5 protein-coding genes are annotated in these 4,081 nt (G+C 50.7%); 1 reads left to right on the top strand and 4 read right to left on the bottom strand.

Annotation, left to right across the window (positions count from 1 at the left end):
- The 4 genes from J0895_RS24875 to dnaJ form a co-directional block, all read right to left on the bottom strand.
- On the bottom strand, positions 1-411 hold a 411-nt coding region (locus J0895_RS24875; protein WP_242541578.1), incomplete at its 3' end, for a Panacea domain-containing protein.
- A 352-nt stretch (positions 412-763) separates the two neighbouring features.
- On the bottom strand, positions 764-1,993 hold the full coding sequence (gene rsgA, locus J0895_RS24870; RefSeq protein ID WP_207090666.1) for a small ribosomal subunit biogenesis GTPase RsgA: 1,230 nt from the start codon (positions 1,991-1,993) through the stop codon (positions 764-766).
- Positions 1,990-2,184: a sulfurtransferase TusA family protein gene (locus tag J0895_RS24865; RefSeq protein ID WP_242541579.1), complete on the bottom strand. Its 195-nt coding sequence runs from the start codon at positions 2,182-2,184 to the stop codon at positions 1,990-1,992. Before J0895_RS24865 ends, rsgA begins: the two co-directional genes overlap by 4 nt.
- Positions 2,185-2,246: 62 nt before the next feature.
- Complete coding sequence (dnaJ, locus tag J0895_RS24860; protein ID WP_207090664.1) at positions 2,247-3,377, bottom strand: molecular chaperone DnaJ; 1,131 nt, start codon at positions 3,375-3,377, stop codon at positions 2,247-2,249.
- Between the two features lie 268 nt (positions 3,378-3,645).
- Between dnaJ and J0895_RS24855 the strand changes: the two genes are divergently transcribed.
- Complete coding sequence (locus tag J0895_RS24855) at positions 3,646-3,804, top strand: hypothetical protein (RefSeq protein WP_207090663.1); 159 nt, start codon at positions 3,646-3,648, stop codon at positions 3,802-3,804.
- Positions 3,805-4,081 lie beyond the last annotated feature (277 nt).

Genomic DNA, 4,081 nt, shown 5'->3' with positions numbered 1-4,081 from the left:
ATCAAGCTCTCCAAGCTCTTTATAAACCTCTTGCAGGATATCCTCTTCCTCTGCACAAAGCTCTCCATTTCCGGGGTCTTTCAAAAGCTCAACCCAGTAATCTTTGGGAGAATCAATAAACTCAGACCAGAGAGGTAAGGCATGGTCTATCGGCTTTCCTTTAATCAGGTCATAAACTCTACTAAGAACAGGACCATAATCTATAGAAATATAATTATCACCCGTAATGGGGTAATCCATCCGTTCCAATGCAAGACGGTCCGCTCTATAAAGCATCTTAAGTAAGCCTAAGTATTTCATTGGCTTACGGTGCAGTTTTAAGAGTACCGCTGCGGCTTCAACTGCTTTTTTTGGATGGAATTGAAATTGGATTGGGATCAGCTTTCCAGACGAGTGCTTCACAATATTCATTTGTTTGAGCCTTTACTTATTTTACTACGCCAAGGGGCGGGGACCGGAGACAGTTTTTGGTTACCCTTAACGTGGGGACCCCACCCTAACCCTCCCCTTGGCAAGGGGAGGGGACTGGAGACAGTTTTTGGTTACCCTTAACGTGGGGACCCCACTGTCAAGGGGCGGGGACCGGAGACAGTTTTTGGTTACCCTTAACGTGGGGACCCCACCCTAGCCCTCCCCTTGCCAAGGGGAGGGGACTGGAGGTGGATTTGGCTTTATTCGCGTATCAAAAATCCATTGTATCTCTTAGCCTGCGAAGGCAGGCTTTGTCCGTGTAGCCCCAGGCTTGACGCTGCGGGTTTTCCCATCAAAATTCCTGATTTTCTTCTTCCTCAAAATCCTGGTATAATTGTTCTAAATTTTGATGTTCAAACCGTCTTGAAATTCGCCGATATTTTTTAGATTCTAATTTCGGCTCGTTTTGTTCGGTTCCTTTGCTTTTGCTTTTGAGTTTCATGCTGGATTCAGGATTACTTTGTTGGGAGAGGATGTCTTCATAGATAATTGCCTCTTCCAAAAACTCTAAATAATCCTCATACCTTTCCCAGTCCCCACTCACTACACAGTTGGGTTCATCCCGATGTAAGCAGTCACTAAACTGACAGGTTCCCTCTTGCAATCGTTGGCGTGCTTCGGGGAAATAGTCGGCTAATTCTCGCGCTGGGAAGTCGAGGTTGGGTTGATTGAATCCGGGGGAATCTGCTAGGAGTCCTCCGGTGGGTAAGTCAAATAATTCGACATGGCGGGTGGTGTGGCGTCCTCGTCCGAGTTTGCCGGATACATCGCCGACGCGCAGGGTGGCAAAGGGGATAAGTTGATTAATTAAGCTGGATTTGCCGACGCCGGAGGGACCGGAAATTAAGGTGATTTTATCTTTGAGCCGATCGCGCACGGCATCAATCCCAACTCCGGTTTCTACACTAATAAACAAGGCTTGATAGCCCCAACTTTCTAACCGTTCTTGCCACTCAATTCGCTCTTGTTCTGAGACTAAATCGGTTTTATTTAAACACAACAAAACCGATAATCCGGTAGATTCAGCTTTGACTAAGAAGCGGGTGAGTTGATGGGGGTCGAGGGTGGGTTCTTCTATGGCGAAGACGAGGAGCACTTGGTTGGCGTTGGCGATCGCCGGACGATCCAGTTCAGTGTGCCGGGGGAAAACTTCGGAAATCGCCCCTCTGCCACCTTCCCAATCCGGTTCTTCTATCACCACCCGATCGCCTACCATCACCTGAATTCCTATTTTTTTCAAGCGCGATCGCCGGGTACAAAGCAGAGTAGATGCCGTCGTAACCGTTTGCTCCAACTGGACTCGATAATAATTCGCTTGGACTGCGACAACAGTCCCAGTAATCCGGGATTCAGACTCGCCAGGAGTCACCGGGGAAGGCAACTCCGGGCGATCGCCCGGGAGGGATACAGTCCCGCCGTCGGGATTCCCTCCCTTTGTCCCCGAATCAGCGTTTTTCCGGTGGCGATCGGCCCGAGTCGTTGCCCCCATCAGTGTCTCTGCTTCATCTTTGCCATTACTCATGCAGGAGTCGCCGCACGTCGAACTTGAATGGCAAAAAACCCGCCTCGGTCCTCAATCAGTTCCATACTATGTCCATCCATCACCAGACTATCGGGAACCTGCTCGATCGGTTCTCCCGGATCCAGCCAGACTTCTAGCACTTCCCCGGCATTCATTTTATCCAAGCGCAATTTGGTCCGCACAAAATTCATCGGACAAGGAGTGCCGCGCAAATCCAGAGTCGGGTAACTAGGTTCAGGTGTAAGTTCTTGGGTCACTTGTTAAACAAATCTCCTAAAAATCCTTTACCACCTTTCCCCGTGCGATCGCCTTTTAGTTTCGCCAACTGTTCCAGCAATGTCCGTTCTTCCGCACTCAACTTAGTCGGAATATCGATCGCCACAGAAATCAGATGATCCCCACGCACCGCCGGATTCCCTAACTTCGGAACCCCTTTGCTATCTAACTTCATCACCGTATTCGGTTGAGTGCCAGCGGGAATCAGCAGTTCCGTGGGTCCATCCACCGTATTCACATCCAGACGACATCCCAAAATCGCCTGAAGATAACTAATCTTAATTTCCGAGAGGATATTAATATTGTCGCGCTGAAACTCAGCATCTTCATTCACGAACAAATAAACGTACAAATCCCCAGACGGACCACTCCTGGCACCGGCATCGCCTTCAGCAGAAACCCGCAAGCGAGTCCCATTATCCACACCCGGGGGCACGTTAATTTTGAGTTTCTTCGTCTCTTGTTTAACCCCGGCCCCATTACAAGCTTCGCACTTATCCTCAATAGTTTCCCCAGTCCCGTTACAGGTGGGACAAACCGAGACTTGAGTGAAACTGCCAAAAGGGGTGCGGGTAGCGCGGCGGACCTGTCCCGCGCCATTACAGGTGGGACAGGTGCGGGGACGGGTTCCGGGTTTGGCCCCAGTGCCAACACAGACGCCACAGGTTTCCAGATGAGAAATGCGAATTTCTTTTTCGCCGCCAAAGATAGCTTCGCGAAAATCCAGTTTCAAATCCAGACGGAGGTCATCCCCGCGCACAGGTCCGCTTCGTCTGCGGCCCTGTTGACCGGGAGCGCCACCCCCTGCAAAGCCACTGAAAAAGCTCTCAAAGATGTCAGCAAAGCCCATATCGCCCATATCACCGAATCCTGGACCTCCGGCAGCGGAACCGACTCCGGCTTCGCCAAATCGGTCATAACGAGCGCGGACTTCCGGTTCGCTCAAGACTTCGTAAGCGAGATTGATTTCTTTAAAGCGCTCTTCAGCGCCCTCTTCTTTGTTGACATCTGGGTGATATTTTCGCGCTAACCGGCGGTAGGCACGTTTAATCTCTTCTTTGTCAGCAGTGCGAGCAACACCTAGAATTTCATAGTAATCGCGGGCCATAGAGCGCTTCTGGTAAAAATAAAAAACAAAAGGGACGCAAGCAATGGACTATCATTTGGGGGGCAGTGCCGAGGGCGACAACCCCGGAAAGGTTCGGTTTTGGGAATCAGGGGGAGACCTCTTTTCCAAACCCCTCCCCTCGTAGGGGAGGGGCTTGGAGAATGCCCTAAAAAGGGAGGGAGAACAAGGAATAAATCTCGTTTATGGTGATTCCCCTTACTATTAATTCCACCTCCGGTCCCCGGACCTTGGCAATCTGAGGGTTAGGGTGGGGTCTCCCGTTATGTGGCGATCGCCACATAACGCACTCTTTCAGTCTGGCGATCGCCACATAACGCACTCTTTCAGTCTTAAGCGCCTGTATGGAGGCTGGTCTAACCTCTTTCTTCGGGACGAGCGATCGCGCGTCCCGAAGACCCCACCCTAACCCTCAGATTGCCAAGGTCCGGGGACCGGACGTAAAAAACCTACTCTTGTAAGGGTTGGGGGGTTAGGTCTGGGCCCAACAAAACCCTCAGATTGCGATCGCCCCCGAAGGGCAAGAGGTGTCTCTTTCAAAGAAAGACACAAGAGAAACACGGTAGGGCTGGTAGCCTCGCGCTCTAAAGAAGCTATGTGGAAAGCCCACGCGAGCGGTTTTAACCGCCTATCGCATTTTTCCGCAAAACTCTACCCTTATAGAATATCATTGGGCAAAGGCAAGT

The organism is Phormidium pseudopriestleyi FRX01 (genome assembly GCF_017313335.1).
Classification (GTDB): Bacteria; Cyanobacteriota; Cyanobacteriia; order Cyanobacteriales; family Laspinemataceae; genus Laspinema; species Laspinema pseudopriestleyi.
Note: the sequence above shows the minus strand (reverse complement) of the source record. Positions and strands in the feature narration are given on the sequence as shown.

Coding starts and splice junctions, on each gene's coding strand:
- rsgA (WP_207090666.1), bottom strand. CDS start 1,993: ATGAGTAATGGCAAAGATGAAGCAGAGACACTGATGGGGGCAACGACT.
- J0895_RS24865 (WP_242541579.1), bottom strand. CDS start 2,184: ATGAATTTTGTGCGGACCAAATTGCGCTTGGATAAAATGAATGCCGGG.
- dnaJ (WP_207090664.1), bottom strand. CDS start 3,377: ATGGCCCGCGATTACTATGAAATTCTAGGTGTTGCTCGCACTGCTGAC.